Raw genomic sequence first — 26,277 nt, 5'->3', positions numbered from 1 at the left:
TGTTCATGGAAAAGTTAATTATTACAATAGCTCCTACCGGCAATGTACCGGAAAAAAGTATGACTCCTCACGTACCCGTTACACCGGATGAGATTGCCGCAGACATTGTAGCCTGCTACCAACAAGGCGCGGCTGTTGCCCATATTCACGCCCGTGACGAAGCGGGCAAGCCTACTGCGGCGCTTACGTATTTTGCTGAAATTATCCAGAAAATCGATCAGGCGGGATGCCCGATCATTAAGCAAATATCCACTGGTGCCAGAGCGGGAAAAACTGCTGAGGCCCGGGCGGAAGCACTTATACTAAAACCTGATTCAGCCAGTTTAGCTACCGGCTCCTCCAATTTTCCCCATTCTGCGAACTTGAATGAGCCCAGCCTGATAGAATACCTGGCAAAGACCATGCTGGACAACAAGATTAAGCCGGAGATCGAAGTATTTGACGCTGCGATGATTAGTAATGCGGTTGCTTTGCGGAAGCGGGGCTATCTTACAGGCAGACTGCAATTCAATTTAGTGCTGGGGGTAAAAGGATCCTTGCCGGCTACTCCCAAAAACCTTTTCTTTCTGGTTGAGAGTCTGCCGCCTGATTCCATATGGAGTGTATCTATTGTCGGGGCACAGCATGTAAACTTATCCGTAATGGCCATGGCCTTAGGCGGACACGTCAGGGTAGGAGTGGAAGATAATATGTATTATTCCAAAGGAGTCTTGGCTACCAATGTGGCATTGGTAGAACGGATTGCTGCGATTGCCAACGCGATGGGCAGGGAATTTGCCACGCCTGCTGATGTCCGGAGAATATGGGGAATATAAGTGAGACTTGACCTTGCCAAGGCATGCAGGACACCGGCGGAAGCCTGCTTATTATCGAAAGGTCATATTTTTTTGATAATGCAATAAAACAAGGAGCAGACATGGGTCTGCTCCTTGTTTTATAGAAAAAGTCACGATGGTCTCTCTATTTTAAGTGAACGTCCGGCATTCTCGGCTTTTGTAAGCAACTCTGGCTGGTTTTGTATAGCGTTCGCGGGTCCAAAACTGCCGCTCATTATATTTTGAACCAACTGTAGCTTAAAGAATGTGCCCAGCCAATGATTCAGATAGTCGGTCAGGGACTGAAATGCTTCGGCCGGCGCGCCGCTGGCCGTAACAGTAATATATTTTTAATCTGCCATACATATCCATTTATAATATTGCTCGCCTGCAGGCAGGTTTTTTTGGAAAGAATAGAGAAATATGGTATGATGTTTTGTAGATGCTACTGTGCGAAAGGAGTTACCTGGTATGGCAAAAGATTGTTCCTTTGATATTGTTTCCGAGGTAGACATGCAGGAGATGGATAATGCCGTTAATCAGACGACAAAAGAAATTGGACAGCGCTATGATTTCAAGGGAAGTAAGGCTGAAATTGTTTTAGATAAGGAGTCTCTTAAGCTGTCGGCAGAAGATGATTATAAGCTGGGAGCCATGCTCGATGTTCTCAGGACCAAGATGGTTAAGCGAAATGTGCCTTTGAAATGCTTAAAACTCGGTAAAATTGAACCGGCATTCAGTGGCACGGTCAAACAGCTTATTACCATTCAAAAAGGGATCAGCAAGGACAAGGCTAAAGAGGTAGTTAGCTATATTAAAGAACAGAAGCTCAAAGTGCAGGCTCAGATTATGGATGATCAGGTCCGGGTTACTGGTGCCAAAAAAGACGATTTACAAACTGTCATTCAAAAATTGAAAGATAAGGATTTTGGTATTGATCTGCAGTTTATTAATTTCCGCTCCTAAATGGAAAATTGTATTTTCGGAGAATGCAGATAGGCTCCTCTACTGTAAATTTTTTATTTTGCGGTAGAGGAGCCTTCGTTTATCATTTCATGTAAGGTTAGCTGGTTGACTCTTATTTAAACAGCAAAACCTGTTTGGGATCAACTGCTGGACAGCAGCAATTCGATGCGCCCGCAGGAAAGGTCGATAGGAATCCGGTAACCAGTATGCCGGCCGGTATTTGGTGCGATTGTCTGCGGCTGTAGATCAAATTCCACTCCCTTGTCTGATAAGTTAATAAGGAAAATACCATTGTGTAAATTTAAAAATTCACTTACACTATCTTTGACCAGTTCGTCAACTTGGGTTAACTTTTCCTGGCTAAAGCGGCTGGCAACATCAATAAGAACAGAATCACTGAGAAGTAAACCTGTAGACAGCGTACGGCTGCCGATTGCCTGTTGGGAGATAAGCCACCCGGCAGATGCTTCGGCTAGCGGCTGCGGCCAGGATAATATCGGGCGCTCATTGAGAAAACGAATGATATTTTTCAGCAACAGGGCGACATAATCATAATATATTTGGTCATTGTCGGGAAAATCCAAAAACAAATGAACGATTTCATTGATATTCCCGGCCTGGATGGCCTGAAGCTGCTCAGCGGACAGATTGGTATCCTCTTTAAATTGATGAAGTGCCGCCTCTAATTCGGTCAAGGAGAGATAACCTTTATCGATAATTGCCTGGCTTAAACTTAAATGGCGGCTGTTTTGCTGAGACAGCAGGTTATCAAGCTCCGCTTGGGTGAGGTAACCTTTCATGATCGCAATTTCGCCAAAGCGTCGATCCATTTGACGCTGCAGTTCATGTACTTCTTCTACTTGGCTGGCTGTCATAAATCCGCTGTTAATAGCCAAAATCCCGAGTTTTACGCGGGTCGAATCTTCTAAAGACAACAGTTCACAAAGCTGACCGGCAGAAATGAGATTTTTATTGAAAAGGTATTGACCTAAATAGTGTGTATACATGCTTGCTCCTTTTTATGCAGTATAGCCAATCGCTTTGGCAATTTGCTGTTTGGTGTAGGGCTTTTGGATAAAATCAGTAGCACCATTTTTGAGAGCTTCCAATAATTTTGCTGAAGTGCCGGTTGATGACAGCATAATAACCCGGGCGTTTTTCTCGTATTGTTTGATTTGTTTTAGTGCTTCCAGGCCGTCAAGTTCAGGCATGACAATATCCAGAAAGGTTGTATTAGGTTTATGCAGTTTAAATAGATCCACACACTCAGCGCCGTTTTTAGCTTCATAAACCTGGCAGTGCATTTCTTCTAACGTATCACGGAGTTTTTTGCGGACAAGCATTGAGTCGTCACAGATTAAACAAGTGAGAGATTCCATAGCAAACCCCTTCCATAAAATTATTAATATAAAGGAATAATATACTAGTTTAGCTGATGAATTCCTTGTGAAAGTATTTATAAATGCGCAAATAATTGCCAAGAAATCACTTTATGTCACTATGCCACCGCTTGCCTGACATCAATTATTGGAAAAGCCTTACTCAGGCGGGTGCGATCAAAAACATCTTTGACTGCACCGTGCAGCCCCTGAAGAGTAACCGTTCCGCCATTTTGCAAAGCGCGTTTTTGGATAGTAACAAGAATACCCAGTCCGGTTGTGTCGATAGTATCCACATGGGAAAAATCCACCTTAAAAATGTGGTAACCGTTTGCGATATAGGTTAGCAAAGTTTCGCGCAGGTGGGCAGCGGCTTCACCCTGCAAGCTGCCTGTTAAATTAGCGGTAACCTGATCATCCTCAATAATAAATTCGTGATTTTCCATTTTTTCGACCTCCATCCAATTGATCATGTTTTAAAGAATTCAATGGCAGCTTTTAAGTTGGTTGCCATTTGATTGGTTTGAGCGGAATTAGCAGCCAGCGAATCCATGACGGCGGCAGTTTGTTTTGTAGCTGTTGAGACGGTTTCAGCTTCCGCGGCCGTATTTTCGATTACTGTCGCCAGAGAATCAATTAAGTCAATAATCCGGTCTGAATGGGTGACCTCCTCATCGGTGACGGACAGTACTCCTTCGATATCTGTTACCGTGCTGGTTATCGCTGAATAAACGTCATGTAACGCCTGGCGAGCCTGGCTGGCGCTGGCCACGCCATCTTCCACTTCGGTTCGGCTGCCTTGCATCGCCTGCACGGCGGCAGCAGTACTTGCTTTTACTTTTTGAATTAATGAAGTAACTTCAGCGGCGCCCTGCGTAGATTGCTCGGCTAATTTTTTTACTTCTTGCGCCACTACGGCAAAACCCCGGCCAGATTCACCGGCGCGGGCGGCCTCGATAGCGGTATTCAGGGACAGCAGGCTGGTTTGCGAGGCAATGCTGGTTATTGTGTCCGTAATAACACCAATTTTAGTAATATACTCATGTAAAGCACGAATTGATTCTTCGGTTTCCAGTGTCGTGTTGCGAATCGTATCCATGCAGGCGACTGTGGCATTTACGGTAGTGCGGCCCTCCTGGGCGGTTTTTAGCGTATTTTTTGAATTAGCAACTGCTGATAAAGCTTCCCGCTTGGCAACTTCAATCAGCGAGGATAGTTCCAATAGTGATTTCGATACTTCAATAACGGCAACCGTACCGGTAGCGGCATCAGCAGCCAAGCAGGTGCTATGACCGGCAACTCCGGTAGCTGTGGACGAGACCTGGCCGACAGAGGCTGCCGTCTCTTCTGAGGCGGTAACTACCTGCTCGGCTGATGACGCTACTGTTTTTACCAGTGAATGTAATTTGCTGACCATGGAATTGATGGCTCTGTTTAAGCGGCCAAGCTCATCATTCGCCGTAGTAGGAATTTCAGATATCGCCAAATTGCCGGCAGCGACATGTTCGACACAAGTGACCATGTCATGAATGTCACGGAGCATTCGTCGCAGGATAAATGCAACCAGAACAATGGCTGTGCCTAAACCGGCGATAAGCATGGTTGAAAACAGTAAGGTGAGCCAATGATAACGGTCGTCAGCGTCTTGGTATTCTTTTTTAGCCAACTCAAGCTGCAGGTCGATCAGCTCGGACAGCTTACCGGAAACAGGCTCTATGCTTGCATATAGCTCTTCAATTAAAAAAGCATGTAACGCGTTTTTGTCCTCTCTTGCCATGATATCGGCAGCCTTGGCCAGTGAACCATCAGCCATGCCCAGAAAGCCGTCAATCTGAGCCACAAGCCGTTCTTCCTCAGTGGTTATGGCATGGCTTTTATACGTACTCCATTGTTTTTTTATAACATCAGTGCCTTCCAGAAGTCTGTTGCGCCCCAATGCCCAGACCATGTGGCCATCACTAACTTTGTGACAGGTATCGATGACATTTCCCGTAAGCGCATCGGACATAAGCTTAAGCTCTTGCAATGAAAGGATGCGGCTGGTGTACATGTCGCGCAGGCTATTGTTGGCTGTTTTTATGCCCTGGAGTCCGACAATACCAATAATAATCGATAATAAGGAAAAAATAGCTACGACAACGAGTAGTTTAGTGCGCAAACTTAGCTGGCAATGGGCGCTTAGTTTGTCAAACAGGGGGGGCGTAGAGACAATGTACTTTAAAGCAGCTAACGGTTTTTTCAAACTAAAAGTTACTTTTTTAAATGAGCTCACGTTATACTCCTTATTACTATGTTTTTTATAAAAACGACTTACCTGCTGTAATACATGTTAGTCTTACGTATCCGGTTATCCTTCCCTGGTATTTTAAGGTATTGTTAAGTCTGTGTTAAGTTTGAGCACGACGCGAAGCGCAAAAATAATTGGACAATGGCAGATAGCCAAAGATATAATTGTTATGGAAAGTAAGCCGGATAAGGAGAATTCATTATGGCGAAAAAAAACGGGAAGTGGAAATGGATAGGGGCTATAATCCTTGTTTTGGCTGCCATAATCTATTACCAGACAGGTCAGGCACCGGAAAAGTCACCATCTCCCGGCCCACACTATAATCTGGAAAAGACAGGGGCTGGTGTTGTGCTTAATTTTTCCGTTGCGGCTTCCCAAATTCATGCCGCGGTGGATAACGGACTAAAGAGTGTTAATTTGATGGCGAAGGAGATTAAGGAGGCCAACCGGGAGGTGCCGCGCAAAGATGTGGAGGGCGTGATTCGGTGGCATTCCCGGAATATTCTGCTGGTACTTCCTGACAGTGGGTCGCTGGACATGGTAGAACGATCTGTAAGCCCGCTGCTTACAAAAGCAGGCGGTAAGATTATCGGGACAGAAACGGACAGTTATAACGGCAAGCCGGCTATGCGTATGGATATTGGCATTGTGGATGTGTTAAACAATGAGCCTTTGACGATGGTAACCGACCGGCTGTTTCTTGTTAAAGAAAGCGGTAACTTACCGGCCAATACGCCGAAACCCCAAAATCAGGCAGGTTCCGGGGAGATGGCGATCATTATTGATGATTTTGGCTATAACCGGGAACCAATTGCCGGTTTTGCTGATATGGGGCGCCCGATAACGTTTTCTATTTTGCCCTCCCGGCCCTACAGCAATGAAGCCGCCGCCAGAGCGTTAAGTGCAGGTCACCTGGTGATGCTGCATTTGCCGCTCGAACCGCTGAATTCCGCCGAGGCCTCAGAGCCGATAACGATAACGGTTGGCATGAGCGATGATGAAATCAAAGAGACAACCACAAAACTTTTAAGTTCTGTGCCGGGAATCAAAGGGGTAAATAACCATCAGGGCTCCAGGGCGACAGCTGACCGACGGGTCATGAAGGCAGTACTTGACGTTCTCAAAGCACAAAATTTATTTTTTATTGACAGTCGCACAACGGGGAAATCAGTTGCCGCCGAGGTTGCCGGGCAACAGGGTGTGCGAACAAGCGAAAATGAGTTATTCATCGATAATAGTTCCGATGTAGAACAAATAAAAAAACAACTGCGAAAAGCAGTTGATATGGCTCATAAAAATGGCAGGATGATTGTCATCGGTCACTCCCGGCCCAATACTGTCGTCGCCGTCCGGGAAATGATCCCGGAAATCGAAGCCGGCGGCATCAGGCTGGTCTATGCAAATCAATTATTGAATTAAAAGAAAAATACCCTGTTTGCGGCACCAGGGACTGGATAGCCGCAAACAGGGTATTTTTAATTCCGGACAACTTCAAAATCTGGTGAGGATACGGATACAGGCTGAGGTTCCGGTGCTTTCAGCAGAAGGGAAAAATGTTTGCCGGGTTGATGAATAGCTTCTTTCGAAAGATAAGAAATGCTTTGCAAGGTAGAGGCATTATTCTGGAAGCTAATATTCATTCGCAAATGGTAGTCTTTAGGAACGTCGATTTCGAGTGTTTCTGACTCTGAGAGCGGTGACAGGGTATAGGTCTTGCCATAGCTTGAAAAGGTAATGTGATCCAGTTGTTTGCCAAGAAACGGATATTGCCAGAAGTATTCAGGCTTTTCAACCTTTACCGTTACAGTGACTTTAATGAGTTCATTGGCAGCTGCCGTTACGGTAAAACCGATAACAGCTAATAACGTACATACCAGTAAAAATATTTTTGCTAGCCGACTCACTGATTATCCCTCACAATCACTAGAATTTCATAATAAAGAATTCTACATCATGCAGGGTTTTCCTCTGTAAAAATTGGTAAAATAACAAAACTTTACAAAAATGTTAGTTTTTTTGCCAAAAGGCGTCATGTTTCGCCTTAAGTTCATAGCGGTCAAGTTCGCCTGGCCAAAGTTCGGCCGGTTTGCCACCGCGCATAGCCGCAGCCAGATGCGCATAAAAAGCGGGGTTGGTTTGCTCAAGTGCCGCAATGTGTTCTTTAATCTCCTGACGCTTGGTTTTACCGTTCAGCGGACAGGGACTGGCAATGGGGGTCATCCCGTGGAGACTGATCGTATTGCGAATCTCCTGTTCACGGAAGTAGACTAGCGGTCGAATAACGGTAAGACCGGTCCGGCTTAAGTAGGTTACAGGCGTAAAGGTTTTTAAATGTCCCGCGTATAGTAAGCCCATATAAAAGGTTTCCACAGCGTCATCGTGATGGTGGGCCAGCGCGACTTTGTTGTACCCATGCTGTTTGGCATAGTTGTTTACTGCTCCCCGCCGAAAGAAAGCGCAGGTAAAACAGGGGTCTTTGTCTTGATTGTTGTGAATGATGCCGGCAATATCGGCTTGCCCGGTTCCATAAGGGATGTCGAGTCCGGCACAGAAATCGACGAGGGGTGCGGGATCGAAATTGTCGGTAAACAGCGGGTCAAGCGTAAAGGCGCCCACCGCAAAATTAATTGGTGCAATTTCTTTAAGAACAGACAGGGCATAAGTTAAGAACAGACTGTCTTTGCCGCCGGACAAGCCGACAAGTATTCTGTCGCCGTTTTGGATCATATCAAACTCAATAATGGCTCTGATGAATCGGCCGAGGATAGGTTGCGGTAAATGGTGTTTCATAGTTTATTTGACAGCCTCGCTTTCAGAAATTTTCCGAACCAATTCCTTGTCAGATGGTATGTAGTGCAAGGAGCATAAGTATGTTATTTATCACTAAGACCCGGCAGCTCTGGCGTAATCTTTGTGAGTGAGCGGTTAAACTCTGTCATGCACTGCCAGTATCGTTTCGGCATGAGATTCATCCGGCAGTGCGGATTGTGCCGCCCTTGTATTTCAATGGTATCATAGAACAGTTGCCATAGCTTGCGAAAAGTTTGCTCTTCCGCCGACGCTGCCGGCAGTTCTAATTTATCAATGGAAATCACGGCCGACTGATAGGGCTGATAAACCAGGCCCATGCCATGGGTTTTATCATAGATTAAAAAACGTTCTTCCGGATAGCGTTCACAAAAATGCTGTGTTAGTAGTGGAAGTACGAAGTTTTTTGGCTCTATTTCCCCGACGAGAACATTGTTGATGACCGAAAAGCGCAGGAACCCCTTAAATAAATGGCTTTCCCGGTCTAAGTGCCTTACTGCTTTGAAGAGGGTATTTACTACATCATCGGTGAGCCTATTCATTACCGGTGGGCCATGCCGGAACCCCAGTCGCAAAAATAGCAAAATATATAACTCCTTTTGCTTAAGGCAAGTTAAAAAAGCATGCCGGACAAAATCAAGTGCTGCGGTCCCCATTTTTTTAGGAATAGCCGCCAGTACCCGTTTGGCTTTTTGCTTATCGGTAGGGATTGTTTTGGCGGCAAACAATAGGGACTGGGTGGTTTCGGGCAACAGGATATCGAGGGGGACTTCCTGTTTTTCGTAGCTTTCAAATACGCAGCACAATAAGCCGTCAAAGCTGCCGTCATAGCAGTAGATTAGTTCTGAATGGCCAGACATTTTTGCAGTTCCTCCTGATGCCAGGATAGCAGCGGCGGCTGGTCAAAAAGCGAGAGCTGCTCAGTAGGGGAAGCGAAACTAGTGTGGTATTGCCCAAGAATTCTGTCAGATAGTAAGGCGCGGAGCATGGTATTGGGGGCAATTTTTAGGTCAGTGGCCGTTTTCCCGCTGCATGTTATGAAATACTGGGCACGCTTGAGGACAACTCCCAGAGCTTTAAGACCGGCAAGCTGCAGCGTGGTTGTGCGTCTGGCCGCCAGAATTCGTTTGGCACTGGTTACACCGATGCCAGGCACGCGCAGCAAGTCGCGATAGAAAGCGCGGTTTACGTCTACCGGGAAAAAATCCATATGCTGGAGAGCCCAGTTGCATTTGGGATCTAAATAGGGATTAAAGTTCTGGTGCTGTTGATCCAAAAGTTCATTAGCGGCGAAACCGTAAAACCGCAGCAGCCAGTCTGCCTGATAGAGCCGGTGTTCCCGCCACAGGGGAGGATTGGTATCCGGTGCCGGCAGCAAACTATTTTCGGTTACTGGCATATAGGCGGAAAAAAAGACGCGCTTTAATTTATATTTTCGATAGAGGCCTTCGGTTAAATTTAAGATCTGATAATCCGTATCGGGGGTGGCGCCAATGATCATCTGCGTGCTTTGACCGGCAGGAACAAACCGGGGAGCGTGACGGTACTTGACTAAATCGTGCGAGTTTTCCTGGATGCGGTTTTGAATATAGGCCATTGGCGTAAAAATGGAATGTTTGGACTTATCCGGCGCGAGTAATTGCAAACTCTGCTGAGAAGGCAGCTCAATATTTACGCTCATCCGGTCGGCCAGCATGCCGAGACGGGAAATTAGCGCTCTGTCAGCGCCGGGGATAGCCTTGGCATGGATATAGCCGGAAAACTTATATTCCTCGCGTAGGATACGGAGTGTCTCAATCATTTGTTCTGAGGTATAATCCGGACTTTTCAGTACGCCGGAGCTTAAAAAAAGACCTTCAATGTAATTGCGACGGTAAAAATTGATAGTAAGGTCTGCTAACTCCCGTGGCGAAAAGCAGGCCCGCGGCGTGTCATTGGATGAACGGTTGACACAGTATTGGCAATCATAAGCACAAATATTAGTCAATAACACTTTTAAGAGCGAAATGCAGCGGCCATCGGCTGAAAAACTGTGACAGATTCCACAAGCTGCGGCACTGCCAATTCCTCCCCGTGCTGCTTTTTTATCCACTCCGCTGGATGTACAGGCTACGTCATATTTTGCCGCATCGGTCAGAATTTTCAGTTTATCAAAAATGTCCACGTACATCCGCTCCTTTACATCTACAGTAAGCGATGAATTTCATAAATAGAATACCACAAGAACAAATGTTTTGCAAACATTTGTTCTTGTGGTAAATCAGTGAATATTAAAATGAAATCTACAGTTGGATTTACGTAGTCGGTGTGTTATCCGGGTGGGTGAGGTATTGCCAGAACAATTCCAGGCAGGCGGGCTGCAGGGGGGGCCTGCTGATCGCATAAAACTGGCGGATAATGGCCGGACCAGGCAGCGGCAGAGCGACAAGCCGGCCTGATTTAAGCTCATTTTCAACGGCCCAGGCAGAGATAAAACCGACGCCGATTTTGTTAAGCATGGCGGCTTTTACCGTTTGGTTACTGTCTACCTCCATAATAATATTGAGCTTCTCCGGGAAAATATCTAGCTGCGCCAGTACATCAAGAGCGGAACGAGCTGTGCCTGAAGATTTTTTACGTAAAATAAACGGCAGTTTAAGCAGCCAGTCTTTGGCATTGCCTTGGGCAATCACCCGAAAGTCGGGGTGAGCCGCAAGCACGAGATTATCGTGGCAAAGCGGCTGGCACATAATGGCGTCTTCCGGTTTGGCGCCAACTACGGCAATGGGGATTTCACCCTGAGTAAATTTATCCAAAATGGTTTGACTGTCTCCCGTCACCAGGGAAATCGTGAGACCTGGGTGCTTTTGTAAAAATTTTGCCAGCAGCGGCGGCAGGATATAGTCGGCTGGAATGGTGCTGGCACCAAGCAGTATCCGCCCGGCAGAACCCTGCGACATGGCTTGGATTTCTTTGTGAGTTTCAGAAATCAAGCCGTTAATCGTGCGGGTCGTGGCAAAAAGTTTTTCACCATATATGGTTAAAGAAACTCCTTTGGATGTCCGGGTAAACAGCGGGCAGCCAAAATTTTTTTCGAGATTGTCAATATGAAAGGACACCGTTGGTTGTGTGAGTTCCAGCTTTTTGGCTGCAGCGGAAAAGCTGCCCTCTTCGGCAACGTTCAAAAATACGGTTAAGGATTGAATATAAGACATGGGCTCACCTCACTTATTAATGCAAACATATTAGGTAATGTAATTCGGAGAGAGAGAGAAATATTCCTGTTGGCGTTTTAATTTAGCAGGAATATTATTACGAATATACAATATTTATATATGTAATAAAAATATTTTCTATGAGGTGATAAAGTGAATTGGCTAATTGCAATCACAGGGGTGGTTTTTGGCTTGGGAGCAGTGCTGCTGGTTAAGTTTGGCAATCCCGGCAATTATGGCTTTTGCGCTGCCTGTCAACTGCGCGATATCGCCGGCGCATTGGGCATTCACAGTGTAGCTACTCTGCAGTATGCCCGTCCGGAAATTATTGGTTTTATCCTGGGAGCATTCGGTTTGTCGCGGCTTAGCGGCGAGTTCAGGCCGCGGGGCGGCTCTAATCCTCTGATCCGGTTTATTTTGGGAATGGCTATGATGATGGGAGCGCTGGTATTCTTAGGCTGTCCGCTGCGGGCGATTTTAAGGGTGGCCGGCGGCGACCTGAATGGTCTCACGGCCCTGGCCGGTTTTATTGCCGGTATAGGCGTTGGCGTTGTCTTTTTGAAACAAGGCTTTAATCTGGGTCGATCGCACGTTTACACCGGCAGCGGCAATATTACCGGTTATCTGGCGGCAGCGGCGGCGTTAGTATTGCTGATTGCTGTTAGCACCGGGGCGGGATTTTTAAAATTCAGTGCTAACGGGCCGGGAGCTATGCATGCGCCCATTATCATCAGCCTGATTGCCGGCCTGGCAGCGGGTGCATTGGCCGGACGCACCCGGATGTGTTTGAGCGGCGGTTTCCGCGATTTTATGTTGGTTCGTGATACATCGCTGCTAAAAATCTACGGCGTGATGTTTCTTGCCGCTTTGGCAGGCAATCTCTATTTCGGTTTCTTTAAATTGGGTTTTGAAAATCAGCCGCTGTCCCATACCATGCATGTTTGGAATTTTTTTGGCCTGTTTTTGACAGGTTTGGCCGCGACGCTGGCAGGCGGCTGCCCGCTTCGCCAAATGATTATGGCAGGCGAAGGCAATATCGATGCGATGATTTGTGTACTCGGCATGCTGGCCGGCGCCGGCGTGGCTCATAATCTTAATGCTGCCGGTTCGGCCGCGGGCGTTGGTATTAACGGCCAGATTGCCGTGGTAGCTGGTATTGTTATTGTTGCTGCGTTAGGCTATGCCTATCGAGAAAAACTTGTACCGGTAAGTAAAGGAGTTTGATCAATTATGGCGAATGTTCTAGATTTACGAGGCTTAAGTTGTCCAATACCGCTTATTAAAACTAAAGAAGCGATATCCGGCAAAGATGCTGTCACTGTTTTAGTTGACGAACCGCCGGCAAAGGAAAATATCATTAAATTTGCCAAGTCACAGAACTTCCGGGTAGAATATTCAGAGACAAACGGCGAGTATACGATTACTATATCCAAATAAAACAGATAATGTACTATATACTATACAACCGGCAGCATTGACAACATCTTATAGAGCTTGCCTATGGGGAAAGGGTCGGGTTTATGAATTGTGTAATTACGTTTCCTTCGGTTTATCATGCATTTAGAGCCAAAAAATTGTTAAAGGAACAGGGTATTAACGTTGAGCTCGTGCCTATACCACGCGAGTTAAGCGCTTCCTGTGAGGGTTTAGCCGCGCAAGTCCGTGAAGAAGATGTTGACAGGGCTGTCGAATTTTTGGGTGCCAAAGGTATTGTCATGTTGCAAAAAGGCGTAAAACTTGTACAAACATTTTGATATCAGCGTGAATGTTACGTTAGAGTCTGCTGCGGCAGGCTTTTTTCTTATCCATGACAGGAAAAGACAAAAGTATGGAGAAAATATTCATGTTTACCCTATTTAACACCGGGAGGAAGTTATGCAAAATATTTTTGACCGTCTGAACCCGGCTCAGCAAGACGCTGTTGCCCATATGAACGGGCCGCTCTTGATCATGGCAGGGGCGGGGTCAGGCAAAACCAAGGTATTAACCAGCCGGATTGCCAATCTGCTGGCGCAGGGAGTGGCGCCCTATCATATTCTGGCGATTACTTTCACCAATAAGGCGGCCGCTGAAATGAAAGAACGGGTGGCCGGCATAGTCGGCGCTGTGGCCAAAGACATATGGTTGAGCACTTTTCACGCCTTTTGCGCCAAGTTTTTGCGGATGGAGATTGAAAATCTGGGCAGTTATAACCGGAATTTTGTTATCTATGATGCCAGTGATTCGCAGTCAATCATCAAAAACTGCCTGAAAGAGCTTAATTTGGACGAAAAGCAGTTTACGCCCAATGGGGTGCAATCCACTATCTCTAATGCCAAAAACGCGCTGCAGGATGTGCGGGAATTTACTACGCAGGCCGACAATTTTTACAATCTGCGCGTAGCCGAAGTATACAAGCTGTACCAGAGCAAACTTAAGGCCAATAATGCCCTTGATTTTGACGATCTTTTGATGCTGGCAGTGGAACTTCTGGAATATAATCCCACAGTCCGGGAAAAATATCAGGATAAGTTTCACTATATTCTTATTGACGAATACCAGGATACCAATCGGGCCCAATATCTGTTAGCCCGGACCCTGGCGGCCAAATATCGCAATATCTGTGTTGTCGGCGATGTTGACCAAAGCATTTATGCCTGGCGGGGCGCGGATATTCAGAACATCCTGGATTTTGAAAGCGATTATCCGGATGCCAAGGTCATTAAACTAGAGCAAAACTACCGATCAACCCAAACGATTTTGGATGCCGCGAATGCGGTCATTGAGCATAACTGCAACCGTAAACCGAAATCATTGTGGACAGATAACCAGGCAGGGGAAACAATCACCCACTATTTGGCGATGGATGAACGTGACGAAGCCCGGTATGTCGCCGATAATATTATTAAACTCAATACCGTTTACCGCACCGCTTATAAAGATATGGCCATCCTATACCGTACCAATGCCCAGTCGCGGGTCATTGAAGAAGGGCTGCGGAATGCCGCTATTCCCTACACCATGGTTGGGGGACTCAGGTTCTACGACCGCAAGGAAATAAAAGACGTCATGGCTTATATCAAGGTTATTTTTAATCCGGCTGACGCCATTAGTCTGCTGCGGATTATTAATGTGCCGCGCCGCGGCATTGGCGGTACCACCATCGGGCGGCTAACCGAATATGCCGCGAAAAATAATGTACCGCTGTTTGATGCCGTATCCAATCCTGATGTGGTTCCGGGGCTGACTGCCCGGGCCAAACATCAACTGGAAGCGCTGGCTGAACTTATTTTTAATTTGATGTCCTGTCAAAATACCTTGCCGGTTGCCGAATTTGTTGACAAAGTGATGCGGGATTCCGGTTATTTGGAGGAACTGGAAAACGACAGCGATCCCCTGGCTGCCAACCGTATTGAAAATCTCAAAGAACTAGTCAGTGATGCCAAAAAATTTGCGGAAAGCGAAGAGGAAAGCACGCTGGAAAACTTCTTGAGCCATGTCTCGCTGTTAACGGATAGCGACAAGGAAGAGGGCGGCGATGATCAGGTTACGGTCATGACGCTGCATTCGGCCAAAGGACTGGAATTTCCGGTAGTATTTCTGGCCGGCCTCGAAGAAGGAATTTTTCCTCATGTCCGCACGCTGATGGACGAACGTGAGATTGAAGAGGAACGACGGCTGTGCTATGTCGGCATTACCCGGGCCAAACGTAAACTTTATCTATCCAATGCCCGTCAGCGCATGATTTACGGCAATACGGTATGCTATTCGCCGTCCCGTTTTCTTGACGAGATTCCGCCGGAGCTTATCGAAAGTTATGCGCCCAAGCGCCCCAGTTTTCTATCGCCGGTGCAGGGCGTCAAACCGGCAAGAACAGTCGTGCCGCCCAAGCCTATAGGCAAACCGGAACTGACCGTCCTCAAAGATGTGATCACAAGTCCCGCCAAATCCAAGAATATCGAATGGAAAGCGGGCGAAAAAGCCTATCATGCCAAATGGGGTACAGGTACGGTTGTCGCCGTTACCGGCAGTGGCGACAATATGCAGCTTACCATTGCCTTTCCTAACGAAGGCATAAAAAAACTGATGGCCCAACTGGCGCCAATCAGCAGAGTGTAGCTAGATTCTTTAGCAGTGATGTAACTGCAGAAAGTGAAGATCGGAGGAATTATCGTATGGATATTCATGACCGCATTAACGAGCTAAGAGAAAAGATTGAATATCATAATAAAAAGTACTACGAAGAAGACGCACCGGCAATCACCGATTATGAATATGATACTATGCTCCGAGAACTTAAGAACCTCGAAAACCAATATCCCGAGCTAGCGACACCGGACTCTCCTACCAGGCGGGTAGGCGGCAAAGCGAAGCGGGAAGTAAAACAGGTGGCCCATGATGTGCCGATGCTTTCCCTTGACGATAAATTTTCCAGAACCGAAGTAGCAGAGTTTATTCAGAAGCTACAGGCGCAGTTTGCACAGCCCGTATTCATTGTAGAACACAAAATTGATGGTCTCTCTGTCGCCCTGCGCTATCGAGACGGAAAGTTTGTACAAGGTATGACGCGTGGCGATGGTATAAGCTATGGCGAAGATATAACCGATAATCTGAGGATGATAGAGACAGTGCCGCAAAGGATCTTGGAAAAACTTCCGTATCTGGAAGTGCGCGGCGAAGTTTATATGGACAATGCTGCCTTTGAGGCAGTCAACGAGCGACAAGAAGAGATAGAAGGTAAACTCTTCGCTAATCCCAGAAATTGTGCGGCAGGCACGATGCGGCAATTAGATCCCGGTATAGTTGCCGAAAGAAATTTATCTATTTTCGTCTTTAATCTGCAGGCGGTCCAGGGAAAAGAATTTACATCCCACGCCCAGACACTGGACTGGCTGTCAACACAAGGGTTTGCAGTACCCCAATACTTTACCTGCACTACCGAAGAAGAAGTTTGGAACGCGATTACCAGCATTGGGGAAACCCGCGGCGAACTGTCATTCGGTATCGATGGGGCAGTTGTAAAGCTAGATAACCTGGCTGACCGGGAAATACTGGGCGCCAGTTCAAAAGTACCGCGCTGGGCGGTTGCCTACAAATATCCGCCGGAAGAGAAGGCAACTAAGGTGTTACATATTGAAGTAAATGTTGGTCGAACCGGCAGACTGACCCCTTTGGCAATTTTAGAACCTGTCAGGTTAGCCGGTACGACAGTTTCACGCGCGTCGCTGCATAACCAGGATCAGATTGACCGCCTGGATATACGGATTGGCGATACGGTCATCGTGCGCAAAGCGGCGGAAATCATTCCGGAAATTGTCAGTGTAGTAAAAGAACAGCGTCCCGCTGGGACAACTCCTTTTAAAATTCCTGACAGATGCCCGGTCTGCGGCGCACCCGCCTTGCGGGAGGAAGATGAAGCGGATATCCGCTGCAGCGGGATTAACTGTCCGGCGCAACTGTCACGACTGATCATCCATTTTGCTTCCCGGGGGGCGATGGATATCGAGGGCCTGGGTCCGGCCGCCGTTCATTCACTGATGGACAAGGGTTATATCAAGGATATTGCCGATATCTATGATCTAAAAAACCACCGGGAAGAATTTGTTGCCAATGGAATTACTCCCCGGCCCCGTAAATCAATGTTGCAGGGCCAAGACGGGAGAGCGCGCAAACAGAAGGAACCGGATTACACAGCGAGTACCGATAATCTGCTTACGGCTATCGAACGATCAAAAGGCCAAAGTCTTGAGCGCCTTATAAACGGTTTTGGCATACCCAATATCGGTAAGCACACCGGCAGTATCCTGGAGGAAAACTTTCCCGACATCTATGCGATTGCCAGAATTAATTATGACAAGTATAAACAACTGCAAGCAACAGAAAAGCAACTCAAGAAAGAATATAAGCTAATCGAAAAAAGGCTGAAAGCAGCGGCAGAGCCGGCGGACGCCAAGCTGCTTGCTGACCTCAAAGAGCAGCTAAAGAATGTGGAAAGAGAACTCCGAGAAAATGGAGCTATCAAAGGCCTGGGAGAAGTAAGTATTAAAGCAATTTCCGATTTCTTTGCTCAGCCGCAGACCCGTACGATATTGGAACGGCTTGCAAAAGCCGGCGTGAATATGAAAGCAAGCGCTGCCAGTAAAACAATCGATAATAAGTTAGAGGGGGCAACTTTTGTGCTTACGGGGACTTTGCCAACCATGAGCCGGGAGGAAGCGTCAGAGCTCATTCAGGCCCACGGGGGGCGTATCGCCGGCAGTGTATCAAAGAAAACGACCTATTTGCTCGCAGGCGCTGAAGCCGGCAGCAAACTGGAAAAAGCCAATGCCCTGGGCATCCCGGTTTTGGATGAAGAACAGTTTCTGGCGCTGGTACAAAAGCCGGAGGCGTGATATAATATCTTTTATTAAAAATATTGGCACATTTTGCTTTTAGGAAGGTGATACTGTGAAAATAACCCGTCAAAATGTTGAAGATGTGGCCCTATTGTCGCGGCTCGAGATGACGGCAGAGGAACTGGACGCTTACTCCGGCCAGCTTAATGCTATATTGGAATATGCCGACATCCTCAATAAACTGGATACAAAAGGCATTGAGCCAACGGCTCATGTTTTACCGCTAAAAAATGTTATGCGGCCTGATGAAGTGAAGCCTTCACTGCCGCGAGAATTGGCGTTAGCCAATGCGCCAGAGGCGGAAGACGGCTACTTCAAAGTGCCGAAGGTAATTGAAGGCTAAGGGATGGGAGGCTAAACTACGTGGAATTATTTAAACAAACTATTCATGCGCTGCATGAACGGTTGAGCAAAAAAGAGATATCAGCCGTCGAACTGGCCAAAGCTGTATTTGCCCGGACAGACGCTGTCGAACCTAAAATACGTTCGTACATAACCGAGACCAGAGAACAGGCAATGGCGCAGGCTGCCGCCGTTGACGCCAAAATAGCGCGGGGGGAAGCCGTGGCACCGCTTGCCGGTATTCCCGGGGCACTGAAAGATAATATTTGCACCAAAGGCATTAAGACGACCTGTGCATCCAAGATTCTGGCTAACTTTGTTCCCCCGTATGATGCCACCGTAGTAGACAAACTGGCCGCGCAGGCTGCCGTGCTGACCGGCAAAGCCAATTGTGACGAATTTGCCATGGGCGGCTCCACCGAGAATTCCGGTTTTTTTGTAACTCATAACCCCTGGGACACCGACAGAGTTCCCGGTGGTTCAAGCGGCGGTTCCGCTTCGGCGGTGGCAGCAGGCCAGGCGATTTGGGCACTTGGTTCTGATACCGGCGGCTCGATCCGTCAACCGGCCGCCTATTGCGGCAATGTCGGCCTCAAGCCTACCTATGGCCGCGTATCCCGTTACGGGTTGGTTGCTTACGCGTCTTCCCTGGATCAAATTGGGCCCATTACCCGCGATGTTACCGACAGTGCCCTTGTGCTGAATGCGATTGCCGGGCATGACGGCAAAGATTCCACCTCGATTAATGCCGCGGTTCCCGATTATACCAAGGCGTTGGTAAAGGACGTTAAAGGGCTTAAAATCGGCCTGCCCCAAGAATATTTCGGCACCGGCATTCAGCCGGAAGTTGCCGCTGCGATCAAAAAGGCGGTTGCGCAACTGACGGCGATGGGGGCCGAAGTCAGGGAAGTATCATTGCCGCACACCGAGTATGCATTGCCGGCTTACTACCTGATTGCCCCGGCGGAAGCCAGCTCCAACCTGGCCCGCTATGACGGGGTTGGTTTTGGCCACCGCGCGCCGGGCAGCGATATTGTGGAGATGTACAAAAAATCCCGCAGCGAGGGGTTCGGTCCGGAGGTAAAACGCCGCGTTATGCTCGGCACCTATGCCCTAAGCTCAGGTTATTATGACGCCTATTACCTCAAGGCGCTGCAAGTACGCACGCTAGTCAAACAAGATTTTGACAAGGCCTTTGCCGCAGTCGATGTGCTGATTACGCCAACAGCGCCGACAACGGCTTTCAAAATCGGTGAACTCAGCGATCCGTTGGCCATGTATTTGCAGGATGTCTGCACCATCCCCATTAATTTGGCCGGACTTCCCGGCATCTCGCTTCCCTGCGGCTTTGCCGACGGCATGCCTATCGGTATGCAGATTATCGGCAAACCATTGGCCGAAGCCACCATTATCCAAGCGGCTTACGCCTTTGAGCAGGCTAATGATTATCATACGCGTTTCGCGCCGCTGGGGGAGGGTTAATGCCATGAATTATGAAACAGTCATTGGACTTGAAGTCCATTCGGAACTCAAGACGAAATCCAAAATATTCTGCGGGTGCAGCACACAATTCGGTGCTGACCAAAACACCAATGTATGTCCGGTTTGTTTAGGACTTCCCGGAGTATTGCCGGTTGTGAACGAAAAAGTTGTGGAATTTGCCATTCGTGCCGGACTGGCCCTCAACTGCAAAATCCTGCCGTTCAGTAAATTTGACCGCAAAAATTATTATTACCCGGACCTGCCCAAAAATTACCAAACCTCGCAATATGACCTGCCTATCGCGGTTGACGGCTATCTGGATATTGAAGTCAACGGTGAGACCAAGCGTATTGGCATCACGCGTGTGCACATGGAGGAAGACGCCGGCAAACTGGTGCACTCCGGCACCATCAATAACAGCGATTACGCCCTGGTCGATTATAACCGCACCGGCGTGCCGCTGATCGAAATCGTGTCTGAGCCGGATCTCAGATCTCCCGAAGAAGCCAAAGCCTATTTGGAAAAAATGAAGAGTATTCTTCAATATATTGATGTGTCTGACTGCAAGATGGAGGAAGGCAGCCTGCGCTGTGATGCCAATATTTCGCTCCGTCCTGTAGGTACTGAGACTTTCGGCACCAAAGCCGAATTGAAAAATATCAACTCCTTCCGGTCTGTATTGCGCGGCCTTGAATATGAAGTCGAACGCCAGACGGAAATCCTGGATGAGGGGGGACGGGTGATTCAGGAAACCCGCACCTGGGATGAAAATAAGGGCGTAACCCTGTCCATGCGCAGTAAAGAACAAGCCCATGACTACCGCTATTTCCCAGAACCTGAACTTGTTCCCATTGTCGTTGACCCAGCCAAGGTAGAGGGCATCCGGGCGAGTTTACCCGAAATGCCTGACGCCCGTAAAACCAGGCTGATGGCCGATCATGGCCTGTCGGCCTATGATGCCGAAACGATTACTGCCAGCCGGGAGATGGCCGATTACTATGACGCTACCGTCAAAGCCGGGGCGGATGCCAAAACGGCTGCTAACTGGCTGATGGGCGAGGTATCCAAACATCTGAATGCGGCTAACATACCAGTGGCAGAGTGCCCGGTTACGGCAGAAAAACTCGCCGGCCTGATCGGCCTGATTGCCAAAGGGACGATTTCCGGTAAGATCGCCAAAACCGTATTTGAAGGCATGTGGAACAGCGGTAAGGATGCGGATACCATTGTCAAGGAGCAAGGCCTTGTTCAGATTAGCGACGAGGGGGCCATTATCGCTATTGTTGAAGGTGTCATTGCCGCCAACCCGCAGTCGGTTGCCGATTTTAAAGCAGGCAAACAAAAAGCGATCGGCTTTTTGGTTGGCCAGGTCATGAAACAAAGCAAAGGCCGCGCTAATCCGGAACTTGTCAATAAACTATTAAGAGAGCGGTTAGCCTGATCATTATAATTGCATAAATTGCCAGACAGGACGCGGCTTGCCGTGTCCTTTTTTTTTGTATGAAAGCCGCTAGCAGCGCACATAATGGTATTGAACACCTAAAAAAGAGGTTGACAATATGTTAAAAGCCACCTGGAACTTGCGCGCCGTACTGTCTGTTCACGTTTTACGCTTGGCTGCAGGTGTCCTGCTTGTGCGGCTGGTCTATCCGTCGTTTTTTAATGCCAGCCCGTTCGTAATTGAAATGACTGACCGTCTGCTGGTACTGGCACTGGTATTATGGACAGTCCGTCATACCAAGGGTGATTTGGCGGCGCTGGGACTTTCACTCAACAATTGGGGGACCAATGTGCTGAAGGGAGTGGCTGGCGGGGCCGTTCTGCTTTTGATCAGCCTATACAGCGAACGGATCTATACCACCATGCTGTTGGTTTCGCCAGCGCAGCACCCGATAGTCGCGCAGGTACAGGCGGCTTTATCCTGGCAGCAGCTGATTCTGCCGTTGTTCCTGGCCAGTGTTGCGGCGCCGGTAACAGAGGAAATCCTGTATCGCCTGTTTACCTTTTTGCCGCTTAAGGACAAGTGGGGACTATGGGGCGGGGCACTACTCAGCGCCGCTATTTTTGCCCTTTTTCATTTCAACGCCTATTGGCTGGTCGAGATGATGATTGTGGGTATTGGCTTTGCCCTCTTGTATGTTTGGACCGGTTCTCTGCTCACGGCGATTACAGCCCACTCTTTTATTAATACCAGTAAGATTGTCATGATGTATTTTGGTGTTCCCTTAGTGTAGCAGGATTTTTTCAGCAGACAGTAGAAACATGTATATGGAAAAGTCTGCATATTTCTTTAGGTAAATGAATTGTAAAGGGAGGACTCTTTTTCATGACCATTAGTCAGGAATTGCCGGTCGAAAAACTCCGCTTTAACTGTGATGAATCGGCTTTTACATTTGCCACAACCGAAACCGTACCACCACTGGAAGTCATGATTGGCCAGGAACGGGCCGTAAAGGCGGTGGAATTTGGGCTTTTTACCAAAAATCCCGGCTATAATATCTTCATGTCCGGCCTGGTCGGCACGGGGAAAATTACCTATGCAGAGGCAGCCGTAAAGAAAGTGGCCAGTCAACAGGAATTACCTTATGACTGGTGCTATGTAAATAATTTGGAAACCCCCGGGCAACCTATTGCTTTAGCCTTGCCTGCCGGTATGGGATATACTTTCAAACAAGACGTGCAAGAACTTGTTGAGGGCTTGAAAACCGACATTCCCAAAGTATTTAGCAGCGAAGGCTATGAGCAGGCTAAATCCGGGCTGGTAAAACAATATCAGGAACAGCGCTCGGTTATGGTGGAAGAATTTACGCAATATGCCGAATCCCAGGGGATTTCTCCCCAGTGGAGTTCCACCGGCTTTGTCGGCGTGCCGATGCTGGAAGGTAAGGCCTTGGCGCCCGAGGATTTTCAGCATCTTGAGAAGGAAAAGCGGGAAGCGATTGAAAAGAACTTAATGGCGGTCCACGAAAAAGGAATGGATGTTGTACGGCGCATTCAGCTTTTGGAACGGGCAACCCGCGAAGAATTAAAACAGCTTGATATCAAAATCGGCTTATTTGCCGCCGGCCACTTGATTGATGAGCTTAAAGAAAAATATGCTGGCCATAAGACTGTCGTTGATTACCTGGAAGCAATCAAACAGGATGTTTCCAAAAACATTAACGAGTTTAAGCCGCAACCGGAAGAAGATAACAACCCGCTGGCTTTCTTTAAACGTCCTGCCCAGGATGCCAAAGATAAGTATAATGTCAATCTCCTGGTCGATCACCGTGAGACCCAGGGGGCACCTGTTGTAGTGGAAATCAACCCCACTTATTACAATTTAATCGGCCGGGCCGAATATGAAACCCGCATGGGAGTGGTCAGCACCGACTACACTATGATTAAACCGGGTGCGCTGCATAAGGCGAACGGCGGCTACTTAATCTTAAATGCCCGTGATGTGCTGACAAATGTAGGCGCCTGGGAAGCCCTCAAACGGGTACTTAAGACCAAAAAACTTCAAATAGAAAATTTAGGCGAGCAGTATGGCGTACTCGCGATGGCCTCACTGAAACCTGAGCCCATTCCCATTCATGTGAAAGTCGTGCTCATCGGCAACCCATACATTTATCAGCTCCTGTACAACTATGATGAGGACTTCCGGAAATTATTCAAGGCCCATGCCGATTTTGATGTGATTATGGAGAATAATCCCGGCAACATTCAGAAATTGGCCGGCTTCATCAGCTCTACCGTCAGCCGGGAAAAACTTAAGCATTTTGACAGGTCGGCAGTTGCCCGGGTTGTTGAATACAGCTCGCGCCTGACCGGTACGCAAACCAAGCTGACAACGCGCTTTAATGATATTGTGGAAATACTTTGTGAGGCCGATGTTTGGGCCACTATGGATAACAGCCAGATTGTTACGGACGCTCATATCAAGAAAGCGATTGAAGAAAAACGCTACCGCGCCAACAAGTATGAAGAACGTCTCCAGGAAATGTTTGCCGAAGGGCATCTCCTGATCGATACCGAAGGGGAAAAGGTTGGTCAAGTCAATGGGTTGGCCGTACTTTCGGTGGGCGAGTACATGTTTGGCAAGCCTTCCCGCATAACGGCCAATACCTATCTGGGCAAAAGCGGTGTTGTTAACATCGAACGCGAAACCAAGACCAGCGGTACCAGTCATACCAAAGGCGTGCTGACCTTAAGCGGCTATCTTGGTCAGAAATATGCCCAGAAACAGCCGCTGACACTGACCGCTAGTCTTACCTTTGAACAACTCTATGACGGGGTAGACGGCGACAGCGCGTCAAGCACCGAACTCTATGCCATCCTGTCCAGCCTTTCTGAATTGCCGATAAAACAGTACATTGCCATAACCGGCTCAGTCAATCAAAAGGGCGAGATTCAGCCAATCGGCGGTGCGACCGAAAAAATCGAAGGCTTCTTTTCCGTATGCAAGCTAAAAGGGCTGACCGGCAAGCAGGGAGTCATGATCCCTTATCAAAATGTCAGCAATTTAGCCTTAAATGATGAGGTCATTGCGGCCGTACGCCAGGGACAATTCCACATTTACCCGGTAGAGACCATCGACCAGGGAATAGAAATCCTGACAGGCACACCTGCCGGCAAACCGGATGCCAGCGGAACCTATCCACCCGGCACGGTTAATGCCTTAGTCGGTCAAAAACTTAAAGAGTATACCGAAACCCTGATTAAACTGAGCAAGGCTGCCGAAGATAAGGAAGACAAAAAAGATTAAGCAAGAGGGCGGAATCTCCGCCCTCTGTTTAGTGTTGTACGTAGATGATTTTTCGGTCATACAGGAACTCGTCCAGCCCTTCACATATAAGGAAAATCTCTTGATTCTAAAAAGAAAAGGTGACATTTGTGGCAAATCAAGCAACAACTATTCCGGTAACAAAAGGAAAAACCTATACCATCGATATAACAGGCCTTGGTCATAGTGGGGAAGGTGTAGGCCGTTATCAGGACTTTACCGTTTTTATTCCCGGGGCTTTGCCGGAAGAAAAAGTCTCAGCCGTTATCACTACCGTCAAAAAAACGTATGCCATTGGCCGGCTTGCAGCCGTCCAAATTCCGTCACCTCACCGGATCACCCCGGAATGCGGAATATATGAGCGCTGCGGCGGCTGCCAACTGCAGCATTTACGCTATGAGGAACAGCTAAACAGCAAGCGGCAGCAGGTCGTCAATGCCATCACCCGGATTGGCAAGTTGCCTGACGTCATTGTCCATCCTACTCTGAGTGCCGCCAATCCCTGGCATTACCGCAACAAAATGCAGTTTCCCGTAGGCAGAAAAAACGGCAGGGTGGTAGTCGGCTGCTTTGCCCAAGGCAGCCATGATATTGTGGATACCGATCATTGTCTGATTCAGCATCAAGTAAATAATGACATTGTGAGCGCAGTCCGGAAGATTGTGGAAGAACTCGGTATAGAACCCTATGACGAGCATACCGGTCAGGGTGTCATTCGTCACATCCTGGGACGGGTCGGCACAGCCACCGGGCAAGTCATGGTCGTCTTGGTGACCGCAATAGAAAAACTGCCGCAGCGGGAGAGCCTGCTTGAACGTTTGCAAGCCCAAATACCGGGACTTGTCAGCATCATTCAAAACGTGAATTCCCAGCGCACGAATATTATTATGGGCCACAAAACGATTACCCTCTGGGGCCGCGATACGATAACCGATAAACTGGGTGAATTCTCCTTTGCCATATCGGCCCGCTCATTTTTCCAGGTCAATACAGCCCAGGCCGAGGTGCTCTATAACCAAGCTGTCCACTACGCCGGCCTGACCGGTACGGAAACCGTCATTGACGCCTACTGCGGCACCGGCACGATTACCTTGTTCCTTGCCCGCCACGCCGCCAAAGTCTACGGGATCGAAATCGTCGAGCCCACTATCCTCGACGCCCGCCAAAATGCCCGCAATAATCATGTTGGCAACGTGGAATTTATTGTCGGTGATGCCGTTGACATCATGCCGCGCATGTTCAGACAAGGCATCAAACCAGATGTCATTGTCGTCGATCCGCCCCGGGCAGGCTGCGATCAAAAGGTGCTGGAGACCTTTGTCAGCATGGAGCCTAAACGCATTGTCTATGTTTCCTGCAATCCTGCTTCACTGGCGCGGGATTTGGCGGTGTTGAGTGATTTGGGCTATCAGACCCGGGAGATTCAGCCTGTGGATATGTTTGCGATGACTTTTCACGTGGAGTGTTGTGTTCTACTGCAAAGAAAACACAGCTCGTGAAACCAGGACGGGGCCTGGTTTCACGAGTGTGGAAAAATATAGTATATGTTTCCTTAGACGTAAGAAGAAAACATTAGGTTCTTGAGGTTGCCGTTTTACTTATTAAACACTATGAAAACCGAATTAAAAGGATGGAAGAGGAAAGAGTCTATAAATCTAGATTTATAAGGGTTTGTTTACATTAGCCCCTGAATTTGCATCTTCGTTAGGGAGAGGCCAGGTCAGGCTTTTTTCTTTTTGTCAATGGTTCCGGATTACCAGTCGTAGTTGGTGCCTCTGAGCGTGCACATTGAATTGAATAGTAAGAGATGTCCCAACGGGAGGTAATTATCAGGCGGGGGTGTAGTTCCACCAAGACAGAAGGAT

At 48.0% G+C, this 26,277-nt stretch carries 23 protein-coding genes; 14 read left to right on the top strand and 9 right to left on the bottom strand.

Annotated elements, in window-relative coordinates; all coding sequences use genetic code 11:
• Nucleotides 1-5: 5 nt before the first annotated feature.
• Nucleotides 6-815: a beta-keto acid cleavage family enzyme gene (locus BLR65_RS16550; protein ID WP_093795294.1), complete on the top strand. Its 810-nt coding sequence runs from the start codon at nt 6-8 to the stop codon at nt 813-815.
• Nucleotides 816-1,286: 471 nt separating this feature from the next.
• The gene (locus BLR65_RS16540; RefSeq protein ID WP_093795293.1) at nt 1,287-1,781 is read left to right on the top strand and encodes a YajQ family cyclic di-GMP-binding protein; all 495 of its coding nucleotides are present in this window, start codon (nt 1,287-1,289) and stop codon (nt 1,779-1,781) included.
• A gap of 140 nt (nt 1,782-1,921) precedes the next feature.
• Here BLR65_RS16540 and BLR65_RS16535 read toward each other — a convergent pair whose 3' ends face one another.
• The 4 genes from BLR65_RS16535 to BLR65_RS16520 form a co-directional block, all read right to left on the bottom strand.
• Nucleotides 1,922-2,788 carry a hypothetical protein gene (locus BLR65_RS16535; RefSeq protein ID WP_093795292.1) on the bottom strand — a complete coding sequence of 289 codons (867 nt, stop codon included), beginning with the start codon at nt 2,786-2,788 and terminating at the stop codon, nt 1,922-1,924.
• 12 nt (nt 2,789-2,800) lie between these two features.
• A complete protein-coding gene (locus BLR65_RS16530) occupies nt 2,801-3,160 on the bottom strand; it encodes a response regulator (protein ID WP_093795291.1) in 360 nt (119 codons plus the stop codon).
• Between the two features lie 119 nt (nt 3,161-3,279).
• On the bottom strand, nt 3,280-3,606 hold the full coding sequence (locus BLR65_RS16525; protein ID WP_093795290.1) for an STAS domain-containing protein: 327 nt from the start codon (nt 3,604-3,606) through the stop codon (nt 3,280-3,282).
• 23 nt (nt 3,607-3,629) lie between these two features.
• Nucleotides 3,630-5,432: a methyl-accepting chemotaxis protein gene (locus tag BLR65_RS16520; protein WP_093795289.1), complete on the bottom strand. Its 1,803-nt coding sequence runs from the start codon at nt 5,430-5,432 to the stop codon at nt 3,630-3,632.
• A gap of 216 nt (nt 5,433-5,648) precedes the next feature.
• Here BLR65_RS16520 and BLR65_RS16515 point away from each other — a divergent pair, with 216 nt between their 5' ends.
• A complete protein-coding gene (locus tag BLR65_RS16515; protein WP_093795288.1) occupies nt 5,649-6,866 on the top strand; it encodes a divergent polysaccharide deacetylase family protein in 1,218 nt (405 codons plus the stop codon).
• Between the two features lie 56 nt (nt 6,867-6,922).
• On the opposite strand, the gene BLR65_RS16510 is transcribed toward BLR65_RS16515, so the two are convergent.
• The 5 genes from BLR65_RS16510 to BLR65_RS16490 form a co-directional block, all read right to left on the bottom strand.
• Entirely contained in the window at nt 6,923-7,351 is a 429-nt protein-coding gene (locus BLR65_RS16510) for a hypothetical protein (protein WP_093795287.1), read from the bottom strand.
• 103 nt (nt 7,352-7,454) lie between these two features.
• Nucleotides 7,455-8,237 carry a tRNA 2-thiocytidine biosynthesis TtcA family protein gene (locus BLR65_RS16505; RefSeq protein ID WP_093795286.1) on the bottom strand — a complete coding sequence of 261 codons (783 nt, stop codon included), beginning with the start codon at nt 8,235-8,237 and terminating at the stop codon, nt 7,455-7,457.
• Between the two features lie 83 nt (nt 8,238-8,320).
• Nucleotides 8,321-9,115: a TIGR03915 family putative DNA repair protein gene (locus tag BLR65_RS16500; RefSeq protein WP_093795285.1), complete on the bottom strand. Its 795-nt coding sequence runs from the start codon at nt 9,113-9,115 to the stop codon at nt 8,321-8,323.
• Nucleotides 9,094-10,419: a putative DNA modification/repair radical SAM protein gene (locus BLR65_RS16495; RefSeq protein ID WP_093795284.1), complete on the bottom strand. Its 1,326-nt coding sequence runs from the start codon at nt 10,417-10,419 to the stop codon at nt 9,094-9,096. The genes BLR65_RS16500 and BLR65_RS16495 overlap by 22 nt, the downstream gene beginning before the upstream one ends.
• Nucleotides 10,420-10,549: 130 nt before the next feature.
• The gene (locus BLR65_RS16490) at nt 10,550-11,449 is read right to left on the bottom strand and encodes a LysR family transcriptional regulator (RefSeq protein WP_093795283.1); all 900 of its coding nucleotides are present in this window, start codon (nt 11,447-11,449) and stop codon (nt 10,550-10,552) included.
• A 153-nt stretch (nt 11,450-11,602) separates the two neighbouring features.
• Here BLR65_RS16490 and yedE point away from each other — a divergent pair, with 153 nt between their 5' ends.
• The 11 genes from yedE (at nt 11,603) to rlmD (ending at nt 25,911) form a co-directional block, all read left to right on the top strand.
• Complete coding sequence (yedE, locus tag BLR65_RS16485) at nt 11,603-12,673, top strand: YedE family putative selenium transporter (RefSeq protein ID WP_093795282.1); 1,071 nt, start codon at nt 11,603-11,605, stop codon at nt 12,671-12,673.
• A gap of 6 nt (nt 12,674-12,679) precedes the next feature.
• Nucleotides 12,680-12,886, top strand: a complete 207-nt coding sequence (locus BLR65_RS16480; protein WP_093795281.1) for a sulfurtransferase TusA family protein — start codon at nt 12,680-12,682, stop codon at nt 12,884-12,886.
• An 83-nt stretch (nt 12,887-12,969) separates the two neighbouring features.
• Nucleotides 12,970-13,203 carry a putative Se/S carrier protein gene (locus BLR65_RS16475; RefSeq protein WP_093795280.1) on the top strand — a complete coding sequence of 78 codons (234 nt, stop codon included), beginning with the start codon at nt 12,970-12,972 and terminating at the stop codon, nt 13,201-13,203.
• A gap of 121 nt (nt 13,204-13,324) precedes the next feature.
• Nucleotides 13,325-15,547: a DNA helicase PcrA gene (pcrA, locus tag BLR65_RS16470; RefSeq protein WP_093795279.1), complete on the top strand. Its 2,223-nt coding sequence runs from the start codon at nt 13,325-13,327 to the stop codon at nt 15,545-15,547.
• Between the two features lie 56 nt (nt 15,548-15,603).
• Nucleotides 15,604-17,820: an NAD-dependent DNA ligase LigA gene (gene ligA, locus BLR65_RS16465; RefSeq protein ID WP_093795278.1), complete on the top strand. Its 2,217-nt coding sequence runs from the start codon at nt 15,604-15,606 to the stop codon at nt 17,818-17,820.
• A 55-nt stretch (nt 17,821-17,875) separates the two neighbouring features.
• Nucleotides 17,876-18,166, top strand: coding sequence for an Asp-tRNA(Asn)/Glu-tRNA(Gln) amidotransferase subunit GatC (gene gatC / locus BLR65_RS16460; protein WP_093795277.1), 291 nt, complete (start codon nt 17,876-17,878; stop codon nt 18,164-18,166).
• Nucleotides 18,167-18,186: 20 nt separating this feature from the next.
• The gene (gene gatA, locus BLR65_RS16455) at nt 18,187-19,647 is read left to right on the top strand and encodes an Asp-tRNA(Asn)/Glu-tRNA(Gln) amidotransferase subunit GatA (protein ID WP_093795276.1); all 1,461 of its coding nucleotides are present in this window, start codon (nt 18,187-18,189) and stop codon (nt 19,645-19,647) included.
• A 4-nt stretch (nt 19,648-19,651) separates the two neighbouring features.
• Entirely contained in the window at nt 19,652-21,088 is a 1,437-nt protein-coding gene (gene gatB / locus BLR65_RS16450; protein ID WP_093795275.1) for an Asp-tRNA(Asn)/Glu-tRNA(Gln) amidotransferase subunit GatB, read from the top strand.
• A 118-nt stretch (nt 21,089-21,206) separates the two neighbouring features.
• The gene (locus BLR65_RS16445) at nt 21,207-21,881 is read left to right on the top strand and encodes a CPBP family intramembrane glutamic endopeptidase (RefSeq protein WP_093795274.1); all 675 of its coding nucleotides are present in this window, start codon (nt 21,207-21,209) and stop codon (nt 21,879-21,881) included.
• 92 nt (nt 21,882-21,973) lie between these two features.
• Nucleotides 21,974-24,394 carry a Lon protease family protein gene (locus BLR65_RS16440; RefSeq protein WP_093795273.1) on the top strand — a complete coding sequence of 807 codons (2,421 nt, stop codon included), beginning with the start codon at nt 21,974-21,976 and terminating at the stop codon, nt 24,392-24,394.
• Nucleotides 24,395-24,522: 128 nt separating this feature from the next.
• Nucleotides 24,523-25,911 (top strand): 23S rRNA (uracil(1939)-C(5))-methyltransferase RlmD, encoded by a 1,389-nt coding sequence (rlmD, locus tag BLR65_RS16435; protein ID WP_093795272.1) that lies wholly within the window; start codon nt 24,523-24,525, stop codon nt 25,909-25,911.
• The last annotated feature ends 366 nt before the right edge of the window (nt 25,912-26,277 follow it).

The organism is Sporomusa acidovorans (assembly GCF_900101845.1).
Classification (GTDB): domain Bacteria; phylum Bacillota; class Negativicutes; order Sporomusales; family Sporomusaceae; genus Sporomusa; species Sporomusa acidovorans.
This window is presented reverse-complemented; position numbering and strand designations above follow the sequence as displayed.